Annotated in this window: 11 protein-coding genes; 5 read left to right on the top strand and 6 right to left on the bottom strand. The window is 53.0% G+C overall.

The genetic code is table 11. The annotated features are described in order from the left end of the window. Positions 1–224: 224 nt before the first annotated feature. Together sbcC and sbcD are read right to left on the bottom strand one after the other, a co-directional pair. Complete coding sequence (sbcC, locus tag HGO41_RS05160) at positions 225–3,473, bottom strand: exonuclease subunit SbcC (protein WP_250980839.1); 3,249 nt, start codon at positions 3,471–3,473, stop codon at positions 225–227. Next, positions 3,470–4,708 carry an exonuclease subunit SbcD gene (gene sbcD / locus HGO41_RS05165; protein ID WP_250980840.1) on the bottom strand — a complete coding sequence of 413 codons (1,239 nt, stop codon included), beginning with the start codon at positions 4,706–4,708 and terminating at the stop codon, positions 3,470–3,472. Before sbcD ends, sbcC begins: the two co-directional genes overlap by 4 nt. 227 nt (positions 4,709–4,935) lie before the next feature. On the opposite strand from sbcD, the gene phoB reads away from it, so the two are divergent. Continuing rightward, positions 4,936–5,625, top strand: a complete 690-nt coding sequence (gene phoB, locus HGO41_RS05170) for a phosphate response regulator transcription factor PhoB (protein ID WP_013576682.1) — start codon at positions 4,936–4,938, stop codon at positions 5,623–5,625. 22 nt (positions 5,626–5,647) lie between these two features. Continuing rightward, entirely contained in the window at positions 5,648–6,967 is a 1,320-nt protein-coding gene (gene phoR / locus HGO41_RS05175) for a phosphate regulon sensor histidine kinase PhoR (protein ID WP_112151727.1), read from the top strand. 33 nt (positions 6,968–7,000) lie between these two features. Here the strand turns inward: phoR and HGO41_RS05180 are convergent, their stop codons facing one another. Together HGO41_RS05180 and HGO41_RS05185 are read right to left on the bottom strand one after the other, a co-directional pair. Beyond that, complete coding sequence (locus tag HGO41_RS05180) at positions 7,001–7,333, bottom strand: helix-turn-helix domain-containing protein (RefSeq protein ID WP_013576680.1); 333 nt, start codon at positions 7,331–7,333, stop codon at positions 7,001–7,003. Beyond that, positions 7,326–7,721: a type II toxin-antitoxin system RelE/ParE family toxin gene (locus HGO41_RS05185; RefSeq protein WP_037036797.1), complete on the bottom strand. Its 396-nt coding sequence runs from the start codon at positions 7,719–7,721 to the stop codon at positions 7,326–7,328. The genes HGO41_RS05180 and HGO41_RS05185 overlap by 8 nt, the downstream gene beginning before the upstream one ends. A 270-nt stretch (positions 7,722–7,991) precedes the next feature. On the opposite strand from HGO41_RS05185, the gene HGO41_RS05190 reads away from it, so the two are divergent. The 3 genes from HGO41_RS05190 (at position 7,992) to proY (ending at position 12,446) form a co-directional block, all read left to right on the top strand. Then, positions 7,992–9,095, top strand: coding sequence for a cobalamin-independent methionine synthase II family protein (locus tag HGO41_RS05190; RefSeq protein WP_013576678.1), 1,104 nt, complete (start codon positions 7,992–7,994; stop codon positions 9,093–9,095). Positions 9,096–9,539: 444 nt separating this feature from the next. Then, positions 9,540–10,859, top strand: a complete 1,320-nt coding sequence (brnQ, locus tag HGO41_RS05195; RefSeq protein ID WP_013576677.1) for a branched-chain amino acid transport system II carrier protein — start codon at positions 9,540–9,542, stop codon at positions 10,857–10,859. 162 nt (positions 10,860–11,021) lie between these two features. Further along, positions 11,022–12,446 (top strand): proline-specific permease ProY, encoded by a 1,425-nt coding sequence (proY, locus tag HGO41_RS05200; protein ID WP_015690313.1) that lies wholly within the window; start codon positions 11,022–11,024, stop codon positions 12,444–12,446. Positions 12,447–12,573: 127 nt separating this feature from the next. Here the strand turns inward: proY and ggt are convergent, their stop codons facing one another. Together ggt and HGO41_RS05210 are read right to left on the bottom strand one after the other, a co-directional pair. After that, the gene (gene ggt / locus HGO41_RS05205) at positions 12,574–14,325 is read right to left on the bottom strand and encodes a gamma-glutamyltransferase (RefSeq protein WP_250980841.1); all 1,752 of its coding nucleotides are present in this window, start codon (positions 14,323–14,325) and stop codon (positions 12,574–12,576) included. A 257-nt stretch (positions 14,326–14,582) separates the two neighbouring features. Then, a complete protein-coding gene (locus HGO41_RS05210; protein WP_013576674.1) occupies positions 14,583–15,185 on the bottom strand; it encodes a peroxiredoxin C in 603 nt (200 codons plus the stop codon). Positions 15,186–15,394 lie beyond the last annotated feature (209 nt).

A 15,394-nucleotide genomic window follows, 5' to 3' on the forward strand; every position in this document is an offset into this window, starting at 1 on the left:
CGGTTATGAGGACGTTGCAACTTGTACTGCAACTTGTATACATAACGTTAAGCACAGGGCGTGCCAGTTCGTTCCGGCAGCGGGAATAAACGTAAATTCAGCAGGTTGAGGAAAAAGCGCGCACTGAACTGGTGCGATTTTTGTGCACGCTTTCACAAAAAGGATCCACCGCAGGGCATGTGGCTAGCAATTTATCTAGCAACCTGCCCGGCGGTGGCGAGGGATCAGACTTTAAATTCACTGCTCAGGCGGCTGACGCCCAGACCGTTCACTTTGGTGACTTTGATTTGTACCGGAATGCGGTCTTTCATTGCTTCGACATGGCTGATCACGCCGATGGTTTTACCCGAGGCATTCAGGCTGTCGAGCGCATCCAGCGCGGTATCCAGCGTGTCGGCATCGAGCGTACCGAAACCTTCGTCGAGGAACAGCGAGTCGATACGGGTTTTATCGCTGACCAGATCGGACAGCGCCAGGGCCAGTGCCAGGCTGACCAGGAAGCTTTCGCCGCCGGATAGCGTGCGGGTATCGCGCACGGCATCGGCCTGCCAGGTATCGACCACTTGCAGTTCCAGCGCATCGCTGGTTTTGCGCTGCAACAGATAACGTCCGTGCAATTTTTCCAGCTGGCGGTTGGCCAGATACACCAGATGATCGAGCGTCAGACCCTGCGCGAATTTACGGAATTTCGCGCCGTCGCTGGAACCAATCATCTGGTTGAGATAACCCCAGTCATCACAGGTTCGCTGCGCCTGCGCAATCTGTGCAATCAGCGTCTGCTGACCATGGTGGCGTTGCTTGTCGCTTTCCAGTTGATTCTTTACTTCGCCCAGACGTTGTTGCAGGACTTTCAGTTGTTGTGCCAGCTCCGCCTGTTGCACCGTCAGGGCGTTAAGATCACTGTCGGTTTCACTCAGATGTGCAGGACGGGCAAGCTGATGTTTTTCGAGCTGCTGACGGGCATCCGCCAGTAATGCCTGCGCCTGTGCCAGTTGTTGTTGCAGATGTTCTTTGCGTTGCTGAAGCTGCTGGCGCAACGCGTCGTCGAGCAGCGCCAGTTTCACTGCGGCTTCATCCGCAAATCCGCTGGCGCTCAATGCCTGCTGCCACGCCTGTTCCACCAGCGTCAGTTGTGCGGCGGTCTGTAACTGTTGCTGCTGCGTACTGGCCAACTGACCGGCCAACTGGTCGCGCAGTTCCTGCGCCTTATGCAGCGCGGTCTGGACATCACTCAGCGCTTGTTCTGTCGCCTGTTGTTGCTGATGTAAGTGCTCGCGAACCTGAGCAACCTGACGCTCTCCGAACAGTTCGAGGCGTCGGGCATTCAGCTCAGAAAGGGATTTTTCACCTTCCGCCAGTTGCTTTTGCAACCGCACGAGGTCTTGCTGAGATTTTGCCTGCATCTCTTCCAGCCGGGTAACGCGCTCTGTCAGCAAGGCGCTTTGCTGCTGCACTTTCTGCTGTGCATTCAGTGCGTCGTTCAGGGCATCTTTGGCCTGTTGCAGGGCCCGCGCCAGCTGTTCGTGCTGGCTCAGTCGCGCCTGCGACTGCTGCTCTTCCTCATCGCGGGCGGTCAGCCATTGCGTGATGTCGGCGGTATCATGCAGCGTAAACGTCAGATTCAGCGGCGCACTGAGTTGTTGCCAGTTCAGGGTATGTGCATTCAGTTGTTGCTGATCCTGCTCAAGCTGAGTTTGCAGCCGTGTTTGTTGCTCTTTCAGGCCTTTAATTTTCGCCGCCAGTTCGATACCGCTGGCTTTTGCTGCATCGAATTCCAGTTGCATTTTCTCGACGCGCTGCGCGGTTTCAGAAGGTTTAACCTCCTGATAATGTTCAATCGCCGGATGTGATGTTGAGCCGCACAGCGGACAGGCTTTGCCGCTTTGCAAATTCGCGCGTTCGGCTTCAAGGCTGACGATCAGCATTTCCTGTTTATGCAGCGCCTTGACGTCGTTCAGATGTTCCAGTTGTTTCTGACATTGCAGACGGATCGCGCCCAGACGCAGTTCTTCTTCGGCCAGCACCGTCTGGTACTGCGCAAAATCTTTATGCTGTTGCTGCACGCGCTGGTTCAGTTGCGGGAAGATTTGCGAGAGTGAAAACAGCTGCTGCCGCACCGGCCGGAGCTGCATGAGTTCGGTTTGACGTTTTTGTAACACTACCTGCGGGTACTGTTTTTCCAGTTCAGCCTGACGTTGTTGTGCAACGTTAAGGGCTTCAGTCAGCGCGGCCTGACGGGTGTGATGCTGGCGGCTTTCCTCATCCAGTTTCTGACGTTCCGCCGTGATTTGCTGCAGCGTCGCGCTATGTTCACCAGCCTGTTTCTGCGACTCGCTGACCGCCTGTTGTGTTTCCACCAGCGATTTGCGCCATTGCGCGATTTCGCTATCCAGTGGCAGGATTTTTTCTTCGATCAGCGTTTGCATCTGGCGCTGTTCTTCCGCCTGTTTCTGCCGCGCAGTGTGCGCCTGTTCCACCGCCAGACTCAGCGGCGTCATCTGTGCAATCTGCTGCTCCTGCTGCTGCGTCAGTTGTATCAGTAATTGCTGAAGGCGCTGCGCGTCATCCTGACAGCGCTGGCGATCATTGAGTAACGGACGCAGTTTTTCTGCCGGTTCGCTGCGCGCCAGTTGCTGTAACTGCGGCGCGGCGGCCAGATTTTCCTGCTCTGCGGCGGTCAGTTGTTGCTGAGACTGCTGCTGTTTTTGCTGCACCTGCTGCCACTGTTGCAGCCAGTTCAGATCCTGCTGGCGCTGCTGCGCCTGCTGACTGAGGCTGATTTCCTGCGCGTTCAGTTCAGCACGTTGTGCTTCGAGCGTCTGGCGCTGTTCTTCGCTGAGCAGTTCGATTCCGGCCATACGCTGATGCAGACCGTCCAGCGCAATACGCGCTTCTTTATGTTGCTCAAACACGCGTTGAGAAAGCAGACCGTAAATTTCGGTGCCGGTCAGTTCTTCCAGCAGTTCGGCGCGGTCATTGGCATCGGCATTCAGGAATGCGGCAAATTGCCCCTGAGACAGCATCATGGATTTGGTGAAACGACCGAAATCCAGCCCGGTCAGTGTGGCGATGGCATCGAGTTTATCGCGCACTTTATCCGCCAGAATTTTGCCGTCGGCCAGTAACGCCAGCTCGACTTTCGGTGCCTGCAGATTTCCGTCAGGGGAATTTTTGGCGCGGCGCTGGCTCCAGAAAGCGCGGTAACCCACACCTTTGACTTCAAACTCCACTTCGGCCAGCGATTCTGCGGTGTGGCGGGTCATCAGTTCATTCTGGCTTGGTGTAATGTTCAGCCGTGGCGTCTGATGATAAAGCGCCAGACAAATGGCATCGAGCAGGGTGGTTTTCCCCGCGCCGGTCGGGCCGGTGATGGCGAATAATCCGTTGCTGGCAAACGGCTCGGCGGTGAAATCAATTTTCCATTCGCCTTCCAGCGAGTTCAGGTTTTTTAAACGCAGGCTGAGAATTTTCATTGTGCGCTGTCCTCCGCGTTCTGACCGTTGGTAACCTGTTCAACCACCTGCGCAAACAACGTGCGCATCCGAGCCTGACGCGGCTCGTCAGGGGCCGGTTCCAGCGCCAGTCGTCGTTCAAACACGTCGCTGACGCTCAGTTCGCTGAGGGTTTCTTTTTCCTGCTGCTCAATACTGTTGATGCGCTGTTCTTTGCTGCGGCGTAACAGCACGACTTCTACCGGCAGATCTTCCGTCAGCGCCTGAATGCGTCGCTGGATGTCGCTGAGATAATCCTGGGTGGAGACTTCAATATCGAGCCACACCGGTTTGGCCGGATCACCGCCTTCGAACTGTGCCAGTTGGTGTTCAATCTCCACCAGCGAGCCTTTGATTATCTGCATCGGCTGGAAAACCGGGATTTCCAGTGTGTCGATGGCGTTGAGCGTCGCACCATCAAAATCAAGTAAGTACACACTTTTAGCTTTGCTCAGTTCGTCAAAACTCAGGGCAATCGGCGAGCCGCTGTAACGGATATGTTCGGTTTTGGCGACGCATTGTGCACGGTGAATATGACCCAGTGCCACATAATCGACCGGCGGAAAGGCCTGCGCCGGAAACGCATCGAGCGTACCTATATAGATGTCGCGCACGGAATCAGAGGTACTGACACCGACAGTCGTCAGATGGCCGGTCGCAATAATAGGCAGCGGCATGCCCAGTTCGTCACGTCTGGCCTGCGCAGCCTGCCAGAGCGCGTCATAATGCGCGGCGATGGCTTCCTGCAATGCCAGTTGCTTGTCGCTGCCGGACTGTCCCGCCTGGCTGGCGAGCAGATCACGCGGGCGTAAAAACGGGATAGCGCACAGTATCGCGCCGGGTTTCCCGTCACGCTGACTGAGCACTAAAATCTGTTCAGAAAGGTTTTCACCGACGGTGGCAATCACCCGCGTATTCAGGCAGGAAAGGAGCTCGCGCGATTCATTGAGCGTGGCGACAGAATCGTGGTTACCAGCCAGCACCACCAGCTGGCAGCCGGTTTGCTGTAATTCCACCACGAAGCGGTTATACAATTCGCGGGCATAACTGGGTGGGGAACCCGTGTCGAAAATATCGCCCGCGACAATCACGGCGTCGACCTGATGTTGTTGCACCTGACCGGTCAGCCAGCGCAAAAATGCCTGATGTTCGGCTGCACGGCTTTTAGTGAAAAAGTACTGGCCTAGGTGCCAGTCTGACGTGTGGATCAGGCGCATGAGACTCCCGTATGAACCCTGGATGACGACAATGGGGTAAAGTATAAACGTCGGCAGGGGAAGCTGTCCCCGATAAATCAGACCAATTTCAGCAAGATGGCCGAAAATTATCTGTCATAGTTGACTGTAATGAACCATTCTTTTCATTCATAAATCTGTCACAAAACTGACGCATAATGGCGCCCGCAATCAAATAAAAGATCGCTAACCTATTGGCAGGACCTACGATGGCTAGACGTATATTGGTGGTTGAAGACGAAGCTCCAATCCGTGAAATGGTGTGTTTTGTACTGGAACAAAATGGCTATCAGGCCGTAGAAGCTGAGGATTTTGATTCAGCGATTGGGCAGCTTGTTGAACCTTACCCTGAACTGATCCTGCTTGACTGGATGTTACCTGGCGGTTCCGGTATTCAGTTTATTAAGCATCTTAAACGTGAGGCACTGACCCGCGAAATTCCGGTGATGATGCTGACCGCACGCGGTGAAGAAGAAGATCGGGTGCGCGGCCTTGAAGTGGGTGCCGATGATTACATCACTAAACCGTTTTCTCCGAAAGAACTGGTTGCCCGCATTAAAGCCGTGATGCGTCGCATCTCGCCAATGGCGGTGGAAGAAGTGATCGACATGCAGGGTTTAAGCCTGGATCCGTCGTCTCACCGGGTGATGGCCAACGAGCAGGCGCTCGATATGGGGCCGACCGAATTTAAGTTATTACACTTCTTTATGACCCATTCCGAACGTGTATACAGCCGCGAACAGTTGCTCAATAACGTCTGGGGCACTAACGTTTATGTGGAAGATCGCACGGTTGACGTGCATATTCGTCGTTTACGTAAGGCGCTGGAAACCAGTGGACATGACAGAATGATCCAGACTGTTCGTGGTACCGGATACCGTTTTTCAACGCGTTATTGAGCCCTCACAGCGGAGAATCTGTGTGCTAGAACGTTTGTCATGGAAACGACTGGCGGGTGAATTGTTTCTCTTTTGCCTGCCAGCGTTAATTCTCGGTATCTTCGTCGGCCATTTCGGCTGGCTCCTCCTGGTGTCGCTGATGGCGGCACTGGGCTGGAATTATTACAACCAGCTTAAACTCTCTCACTGGCTGTGGCTCGACCGCAGCATTACGCCACCGAATGGGCGCTGGAGCTGGGAGCCGCTGTTTTACGGGCTGAACCAGATGCAGATACGCAACCGGCGTCGCCGTCGGGAATTAGGTCAGCTCATCAAACGTTTTCGCAGCGGTGCCGAATCGCTGCCGGATGCCGTGGTGCTGACGACTGAAGATGGCAATATTTTCTGGTGTAACGGACTGGCGCAGGATTTGCTCGGTTTCCGCTGGCCGGAAGATAACGGGCAACATATCTTCAACCTGCTGCGTTATCCGGAATTCCGGCTGTGGATCCAGACCCGCGATTTCAGCCGGGCGCTGAATTTACAACTCAATAATGAGCATTATGTCGAGTTTCGCGTCATGCCTTATTCCGAAGGACAACTGCTGATGGTGGCACGCGACGTGACCCAGATGCGTCAGCTTGAAGGCGCACGGCGTAACTTCTTCGCTAACGTCAGTCATGAACTGAGAACCCCATTGACGGTATTGCAGGGGTATCTGGAAATGATGGAAGACGCCAAGCTGGAAGAGCCTTTCCGCACTAAAGCGCTGGATACCATGCAGGAACAGACGCGGCGGATGGACGGGCTGGTGAAGCAGCTGCTGACGCTGTCGAAAATCGAAGCCTCAGCGAATATTGATTTGCACGAGAAAGTCGATATTCCGGTGATGCTCGGCATGCTCGAACGTGAAGTGCAAACGTTAAGCAACGGCAGGCATGAAGTGGTGTTTCGCGTAAACGACAAGCTGAAGGTCTTTGGTAATGAAGATCAACTGCGCAGCGCGGTGTCGAACCTGGTGTATAACGCGGTTAACCACACGCCAGCGGGGACACGGATTGAAGTCAGCTGGCAACAAACGCCGCATGGCGCACAGTTCCAGATCAGCGACAACGGACCGGGCATTGCGCCGCAGCACCTGCCGCGCCTGACCGAACGTTTCTACCGCGTCGATAAAGCCCGTTCACGTCAGACCGGCGGCAGCGGACTGGGACTGGCAATCGTCAAACATGCGCTCAGCCATCACCACACGAAACTTGAAGTCATGAGTGAAGTCGGCGTCGGTACCCGGTTTATGTTTATGCTGGCGCCGAAGTTGATTGTTCCTCAGGAACAGGCCAGCCAAAGCGGCGTAAAGGGATAAAAATCAAGCCACAGCAACAAGCTGTGGCTTCTTTTAGCAGATGATCTGTAAACCTTTTTCTTCAATTAGCATCAGTAAGATCAGCGCCGCTCCGGTGGGTTTGGTTTCATCCCGCTCCCATTTTTGAATGCTGTTGGCGGACATATTGATGAGTCTTGCCAGTACGCCCTGACTGATTTTTTCTTTTTCACGCAAAGCGCGAATGCGTTCAGCAGAGCTTTCTGCGAAGGCTTTCAGTCTTTCCTCCTGAACGGCTTCATCAACTATTTTGTTAATTTCACGCATCGTGGTTTGGGTTACCACGCCAGATGAATCATGGAAGCGTTGAGCCATCCGCTGCATTTTTAGCAAACGTTCATCAACCATTAGAAATCACCTCTTTAATTAATCCATTTCGAAGTTCTGTTTCGAGTTGAAGCTCTGTGAAGTTGAGCAAATCTTTAGCAATTGCTTTATATAAAGACAGAAGTTTGTCGGGAATTTCATTGCCTTTCTTGCGGACACTATTTTTCAGCCACCCGTCGATATAAAAGATCTTATCTTCAAAACGAAAAGCGATGACTGCCCGGCCAAACCCTGACTTCGATCTCCCTGACGGTGCAATTCTCTTCTTGTAAACGTTGCCGGACAAATCCGCATCAAAAAGTCCGTTTGCCAGTTCATGTGCTGACTTGAGGATATCCTTTTCCGACAGTTTGCTGGCGGTCATGAAGTCGTGAAAATCCTCTGTAACAAAAATACGTAAACAGTTCATGTCATCGTCCCTGGTAAAATAAACTATAGTATTTATTACTACAGATCGCAATGGGGCGAATATTGTCCAGCATCATGAAAAATGATGAAGCGATCATGAATTTCTTTCATGTCCCATGAAAATTCCTCTGTTGCCCGTTAACACCCTGCATGACAGTATCTTCTTAAAGACGTTTAGACATCCAGATGTCTAAATATAACGCAGCGTAATTATTTACTTTGTGAATCATTCGCATTTCGCCACCGGCGGGATGTTATTAAGGAGTTCTTCATGCAACGTACAACCCCTCCATTCCGTGCAGACGTCGTTGGCAGTTTCCTGCGTCCGGCGGCGATTAAAGAAGCCCGTAAGCAGTTTCAGGCGGGTGAGATTGATGCCGCGCAACTGCGAGCCGTGGAAGACACCGAAATTCGCCGCGTGGTGGACTTGCAGCGCGAAGCGGGTCTGCAAGTGGTCACTGATGGTGAATTCCGCCGGGCCTGGTGGCACTTCGATTTCTTCGAAGGTCTGGAAGGTGTCGAAGGTTACGATGCGGTGCAGGGGATCCAGTTCAACGGCGTACAGACTAAAGCGCGCAGCATTAAAGTGGTCAGCAAGCTCGGTTTCGGCTCGCACCCGATGCTGGAAGATTTCCGTTTCCTGAAAAGCATCAGCGGAAGTGCTGTGCCGAAAATGACCATTCCAAGCCCGAGTGTGATGCATTTCCGCGGTGGCCGTAACGCCATCAGCAAAGAAGTGTATCCGGATCTGAAAGCGTATTTTGACGATCTGGCGCAGGTTTACCGGGATGCGATTAAAGCGTTTTACGATGCCGGTTGCCGTTATCTGCAACTCGATGACACCGTCTGGGCTTATCTGTGTTCTGAAGATCAGAAGAAGCAGATCCGCGAACGTGGCGATTCTCCGGAAGAGTTAGCACGTACTTACGCTGACGTGCTGAATAAAGCGATTGCCGGTAAACCTGATGATCTGGTGATTGGTCTGCATGTTTGTCGCGGGAACTTCCGTTCCACCTGGATTTCTGAAGGCGGCTATGAACCTGTCGCGGAGATCCTGTTTGGTGGCGTGAACATCGATGCCTTCTTCCTGGAATATGACAACGAGCGCTCCGGTGGCTTCGAACCGCTGCGTTTCATTAAGAAAGGCCATCAGCAGGCGGTTCTGGGATTGATCACCACCAAGTCCGGTGAGCTTGAACTGGCAAAAACCGTGGAATCACGTCTGGCCGAGGCGGCGGAATATCTGGATATCAACCAGATTTGCCTCAGCCCGCAATGTGGTTTTGCGTCAACGGAAGAGGGCAACAGCCTGACCGAAGCGCAGCAGTGGGAAAAACTAAAACTGGTGGTCGATATTGCTGCCCGCGTCTGGTAACCCCTGAAAGAGGTCAAATGATGACCTTGTAAATATGCTGTAAACTGTGCGTGAAATAACCTGAAAGTGGTGATTTCACGCATTTTTAATCTTATCAGAGCATATCTTGTGCTTCATTAGTTCAAAAATCATACATATCATATGGTGTGTTTATCGCAGTATTTAGTGAATATACCTGCCTTGTAACATTAATTTGGTTAAACACTCTGCTTTTTGGATCCCGGCTTGCCTTTATACGCTATAAAAGATTACCTTAGCCCCCGCTGTCGCTCGATACTCCCTGCATAACAACGTAATCATCTGCATATCATCAGGCGTTTTTGCTCACTTCGCTCCTCACATGGGTGCTCTCTGGCTGTTATATGCCATTCATCTTTCTGACGACGTGGCACGACGGCAGCATCGGACACTTTATTCATTTGAACAGGCAACACGACACCCATCATGAGTACTCGTTTAACAAATAAAGATATTCTGGCGCTGGGTTTCATGACCTTCGCCTTATTCGTCGGGGCGGGGAATATTATTTTCCCGCCAATGGTTGGTTTGCAGGCAGGTCATGACGTCTGGTGGGCTGCTGCCGGCTTTATGATCACCGCAGTCGGACTTCCGGTGATGACGGTAATTGCACTCGCACGCGTTGGCGGCGGTGTGGATGCCCTGAGTACGCCAATTGGTCGTGGTGCCGGTATTCTTCTGGCCACTGTGTGTTATCTGGCTGTTGGCCCGCTGTTTGCCACGCCACGCACGGCAACCGTTTCTTTTGAGGTGGGTATCGCACCGATGACCGGTGACGGCCCGCTGCCTCTGCTGATTTATAGCGTGATCTATTTCTCCCTAGTCATCGGCATTTCCCTGTATCCGGGACGTTTGCTTGATACTGTCGGCCATTTCCTCGCGCCGCTGAAAATGGTGGCGCTGGCTGCACTGGGTATTGCTGCCGTACTTTGGCCAGCCGGTTCTCCGATGCCAGCGGTGGATGCTTACCAGACAGTGCCGTTCTCCAGCGGTTTCGTTAACGGCTATCTGACCATGGATACGCTGGGCGCGCTGGTGTTCGGTATTGTTATCGTCAATGCCGCGCGTTCCCGTGGTGTATCTGATGCCAAACTGCTGACCCGTTATACCGTGCTGGCAGGGCTGATTGCCGGTCTGGGTCTGATGCTGGTTTACCTGAGCCTGTTCAAGCTCGGCGAAAACAGCGCTTCACTGGTGCCTGATGCGACCAATGGTGCGATTATTCTGCATGCCTATGTGGCACATACCTTCGGCGGTGTGGGCAGCTTCTTCCTTGGTGCGCTGATTTTCATCGCCTGCATGGTGACGGCGGTTGGCCTGACCTGCGCCTGTGCGGAATTCTTTGCTCAGTATCTGCCGCTGTCTTACAAAACACTGGTCTTCATTCTGGGTCTGTTCTCCATGCTGGTGTCCAACCTGGGTCTGAGCCATCTGATTGCGATTTCAGTACCGGTACTGACGGCGATTTATCCGCCTTGTATCGCGCTGGTTGTGCTGAGTTTCACCCTGCGCTGGTGGAACAGCACCACGCGTATCGTGGCGCCGGTCATGCTGGTAAGCCTGGTGTTCGGCATTGTTGATGGTATCAAGGCGTCTGCTTTTGTTGACCTGATGCCAGCCTGGACCGCAAACCTGCCCCTGGCTGCACAAGGTCTTGCCTGGTTACCCCCGTCATTATTAATGCTGGTACTGGTCGGGATTTATGACAAAATCAGCGGCCCGCGCAGCGTTACCGCGCACCAATGATCATCGGGTGAATGTTCGAAGACATAAAAGCATGATCGTCTGACGAATGTTTCGCCAATCAGGCCACGGAGAACCCTTCCGTGGCTTTTTCATTGGCAGGCTAAAAGTCATTTTTTAGAATACGATTTTTGATATTTAAAAAAACAACACGGGTTAATGCACATGCAGCAAGAAGCTGAACAACCAATAGCGCAGAACGAAGCGCCGGGCACGAAGTTAAAACGTGGCCTGACAACGCGCCATATCCGCTTTATGGCACTGGGCTCAGCCATCGGAACTGGTCTGTTTTATGGCTCGGCAGATGCGATTAAAATGGCCGGACCGAGCGTATTGCTGGCGTATCTGGTCGGTGGGATTATCGCGTTTATCATCATGCGTGCTCTCGGTGAGATGTCGGTTAACAACCCGCAGAGCGGTTCATTTTCGCGTTATGCGCAAGATTACCTCGGGCCGATGGCGGGTTACATCACCGGCTGGACGTACTGTTTCGAAATCCTGATCGTCGCCATCGCTGATGTAACCGCGTTCGGCATTTATATGGGCGTCTGGTTCCCTGATGTGCCGCAATGGACCTGGGTGCTCAGCGTGGTGTTGATCATCGGCGCGATCAATCTGGTCAGCGTGAAAGTCTTCGGCGAGCTGGAGTTCTGGTTCTCTTTCTTTAAAGTGCTGACCATCATCATCATGATCGTGGCAGGCTTTGGGATTATCTTCTGGGGTATCGGCAATGGCGGGCAGGCGACCGGTATCCACAATCTGTGGAGTCATGGTGGCTTCTTCAGTCAGGGCATCATGGGGACGATTTTGTCCTTACAACTGGTGATGTTTGCTTACGGCGGCATCGAGATCATCGGGATCACGGCCGGTGAAGCGGAAGACCCAAAGAAATCTATTCCGAAAGCCATCAACTCAGTACCGCTGCGTATTCTGGTATTTTATGTGGGTACGCTGTTTGTGATCATGTCTATTTTCCCGTGGAATCAGGTGGGGACGCAGGGCAGTCCGTTCGTGCTGACTTTCCAGCACATGGGCATTACTGCTGCGGCGACGATCCTGAATTTTGTGGTGATTACCGCGTCGCTTTCTGCCATTAACAGTGATGTGTTCGGCGTGGGCCGTATGCTGCACGGAATGGCAGAGCAGGGGCAGGCACCGAAAATGTTCAGCAAGGTATCGCGTCTGGGCACGCCGTGGGTCACCGTTCTGGTGATGATGGCGGCACTGCTGGTGGCGGTTTATCTGAACTACGTCATGCCATCGGCTGTGTTTCTGGTGATTGCGTCTCTGGCGACCTTCGCAACGGTCTGGGTGTGGATTATGATCCTGTTCTCGCAGATTGGTTTCCGTCGCAAACTGAGCAAACAACAGGTGAAAGAGCTGGAGTTTCCGCTGCGTGGCGGCGTTTATACCTCGGTGTTCGGTATTATTTTCCTGGTGTTCATCATCGGCCTGATTGGTTACTTCCCGGATACCCGTATTTCGTTGTATGTGGGGATGGTTTGGGTGGTGGCGCTACTGGTCGGTTATGCCTTTAAACGCCGCAACGACCGTAAGAAAGAAGCACTGGCGCTGAGCAATAAAGCGTAAGCAAGCACTTACCTTTCGGTAAATTTTAACGCCCCCGATATCAGATGATATCGGGGGCTTTTTACTACAGGTAAGTGATCGGGGTGAATGAAGGCAGCCAATGCAGAGATAGCTTGAAGGATGCCAGTTAATAACCGATGGCGGCTCCTGCGGGACGTCGCACATCATTCGCGCCATACAGATAACCTTCGCGAACCTTGCCTGACACCGCCGAGTCATTACCTGAGTTCGCCGATGTCACACCGGCCGCACCCGGTAACCCCACCATAATCAGCTCCGTCGCACCCCATGGCGTCTGTTCCACCATTTTATAACCCATCTTCTGCAGGATATTCAGGCTGTCCTGAGAAACGCCGCGCTGCTCGTAATACACTTCATCCGGCAACCACTGATGATGAATACGTGGCGCATCCACGGCTTCCTGTGGTGCCATGCCGTAATCGATGACATTCAGCGCCGCCTGCAGGGTAATGGTGATGATGCGCGAACCGCCAGGCGATCCCAGAACCATGAAGATTTTACCGTCTTTGGTCACCAGACTCGGGCTCATAGAGGATAGTGGGCGCTTACCGGGGGCGATGACATTTTTGGTTCCCTGCACCAGACCGTACAGGTTTTTCTCGCCGACTTTGGTGGTGAAGTCATCCATTTCATCATTCAGGAAGAAACCGGTGCCCGGTGCAATCACGACAGAACCAAAGCGGCCATTCACTGTGTAGGTGGTGGACACCGCGTTACCCATTTTATCGACGATGGAATAATGCGTGGTTTCCGGTTTCTCGTGCGGTTCCATACCCGGCTGAACGGCAGTGGACGGCGTGGCTTTGTCCGCTTCTATTTTCTTACGGATTTCTTCGGCATAGCTTTTACTGACCAGCCGGTCGATCGGGTTTTTCACGAATTCCGGATCGCCGAGATAGGTATTGCGGTCCATATACGCATGGCGCATGGCTTCGGTGAGGACGTGAATCGATGCCGCTGAATTGAAGCCCATGCTCTTCAGGTCATAGCCTTCAACGATGTTAAGGATTTCACACATCGTAACACCGCCGGAGCTTGGCGGTGGCGCTGAGACAAATTTATAACCGCGATAGCTGCAGGCGATCGGGGCGTCTTCGGTGACTTTATAATTCGCGAAATCCGCTGCGGTCAGGATTCCGCCACCTTTTTTAGAGGCCGCTTCGACCGCTGCCGGGATTTTGCCTTTGTAGAACGCATCCGGGCCATGTTTCGATATGGACTCCAGCGTGTTGGCTAAATCGGTTTGTACCAGTTTGTCGCCGGGTTGCAGCGGGCTGCCGTCTTTGCGCAGGAAAATGCGCGCGGCTTCGGGATCTTCTTTGAAGCGTTTGACGGTGGTATCAAGAATATCGGTATCAGCACGGGTCAGTACAAATCCCTGACGGGCGAGTTTAATCGCCGGTGCCATTACCTGCTGGCGCGTCAGTTTGCCGTATTCTTTCTGCACGGTATCCATGCCCAATACCGTACCCGGCACGCCTGCGGCGAGATAGCCATACAGACTGGCCCCTTTCTTCACGTTGCCGTCGGCATCCAGATACATATTGGCACTGGCGGCGGCCGGGGCGGTTTCGCGGAAGTTGATGAAGGTGTCTTTACCGTCGGCAAGATGCACCGTCATGAAGCCTCCGCCACCGATATTGCCACAGCATGGGTTGACGACGGCCTGCGCGTAGCCGACAGCCACGGCAGCATCGATGGCGTTGCCGCCCATTTTCAGAATATCGACGCCGACCTGAGACGCCAGATATTGCGAGGTGACGACCATGCCATTTTTGGCTTCCACCGCGGGATTCGATGCGGCGTACAACGGCAGGCTGGTCAGCATGGCCAGCGCGATGAGTGATTTCCGTAACATAGGGGCTCCTGTCTATTACCCTGTCTTTTGAGTCATAACCTTCAGGTTATTGTGTGATAACGCTTTTTTGTTTTTTCAGTCTGACACTCTTTATGCAAACGGCACGCCATAATGAGACGGTCAGACTATTTTTCAGCGTAGACGTAAATGACCGGGAGCGGGAAGGGAAGGCGGGAAAATGTGATCGTGCCGGATAGCAGGCAAAAAAAAACGGCCAGCGAGGCTGACCGTTATTGACCGTGAAATCCGCTGAAGGATTACAGGTTTGATGCGTTTTCAGACAAATATTTAGCCACGCCATCCGGGGATGCGCCCATGCCTTTTTTGCCTTTTTCCCACTGAGCCGGGCACACTTCGCCGTGCTCTTCGTGGAATTGCAGTGCGTCAACCATACGCAGCATTTCGTCGATGTTACGACCCAGTGGCAGATCGTTAACGACCTGGTGACGAACAACGCCTTCTTTGTCGATCAGGAAAGAGCCGCGCAGTGCAACGCCAGCGTCCGGATGTTCGATACCGTAGGCTTTCTGGATTTCGCGTTTGATGTCAGCAACCATCGCGTACTTAACAGGACCGATGCCGCCTTTCTCTACAGGGGTGTTACGCCATGCGTTGTGAACGAACTCGGAGTCGAAGGAGACGCCTACCACTTCTACGCCACGATTCTGGAATTCTTCGTAACGGTGATCGAAAGCGATCAGTTCAGAAGGACAGACGAAAGTGAAGTCCATTGGCCAGAAGAAGATAACAGTAGGTTTGCCTGCAGTGTGTTTTTTGAAGTTGAAGTTTTCAACTACTTCGCCGCTGCCCAGTACTGCTGCTGCGGTGAAGTCAGGGGCTGGACGAGTTACCAGAACCATATTATTACTCCTTATGAAACCCTTCCGGGCGTCGTAGGTGAGAAGGAAAGGGTGAACAAAACGACTGCCAGTATAGGGGCAACCTTCGGGTGAATAAACCCCATCGCACCAATCAATCAGATAGCATCCGGCTATCAGTCTTTGAAGTAAGTCTCAAACTTTTTAACAACTACTTTTTGTCTTGCAGAGAATTGCGGGGTAATCCACAA

It is taken from the genome of Rahnella sp. CG8 (genome assembly GCF_023701875.1).
Classification (GTDB): Bacteria; Pseudomonadota; Gammaproteobacteria; order Enterobacterales; family Enterobacteriaceae; genus Rahnella; species Rahnella aceris.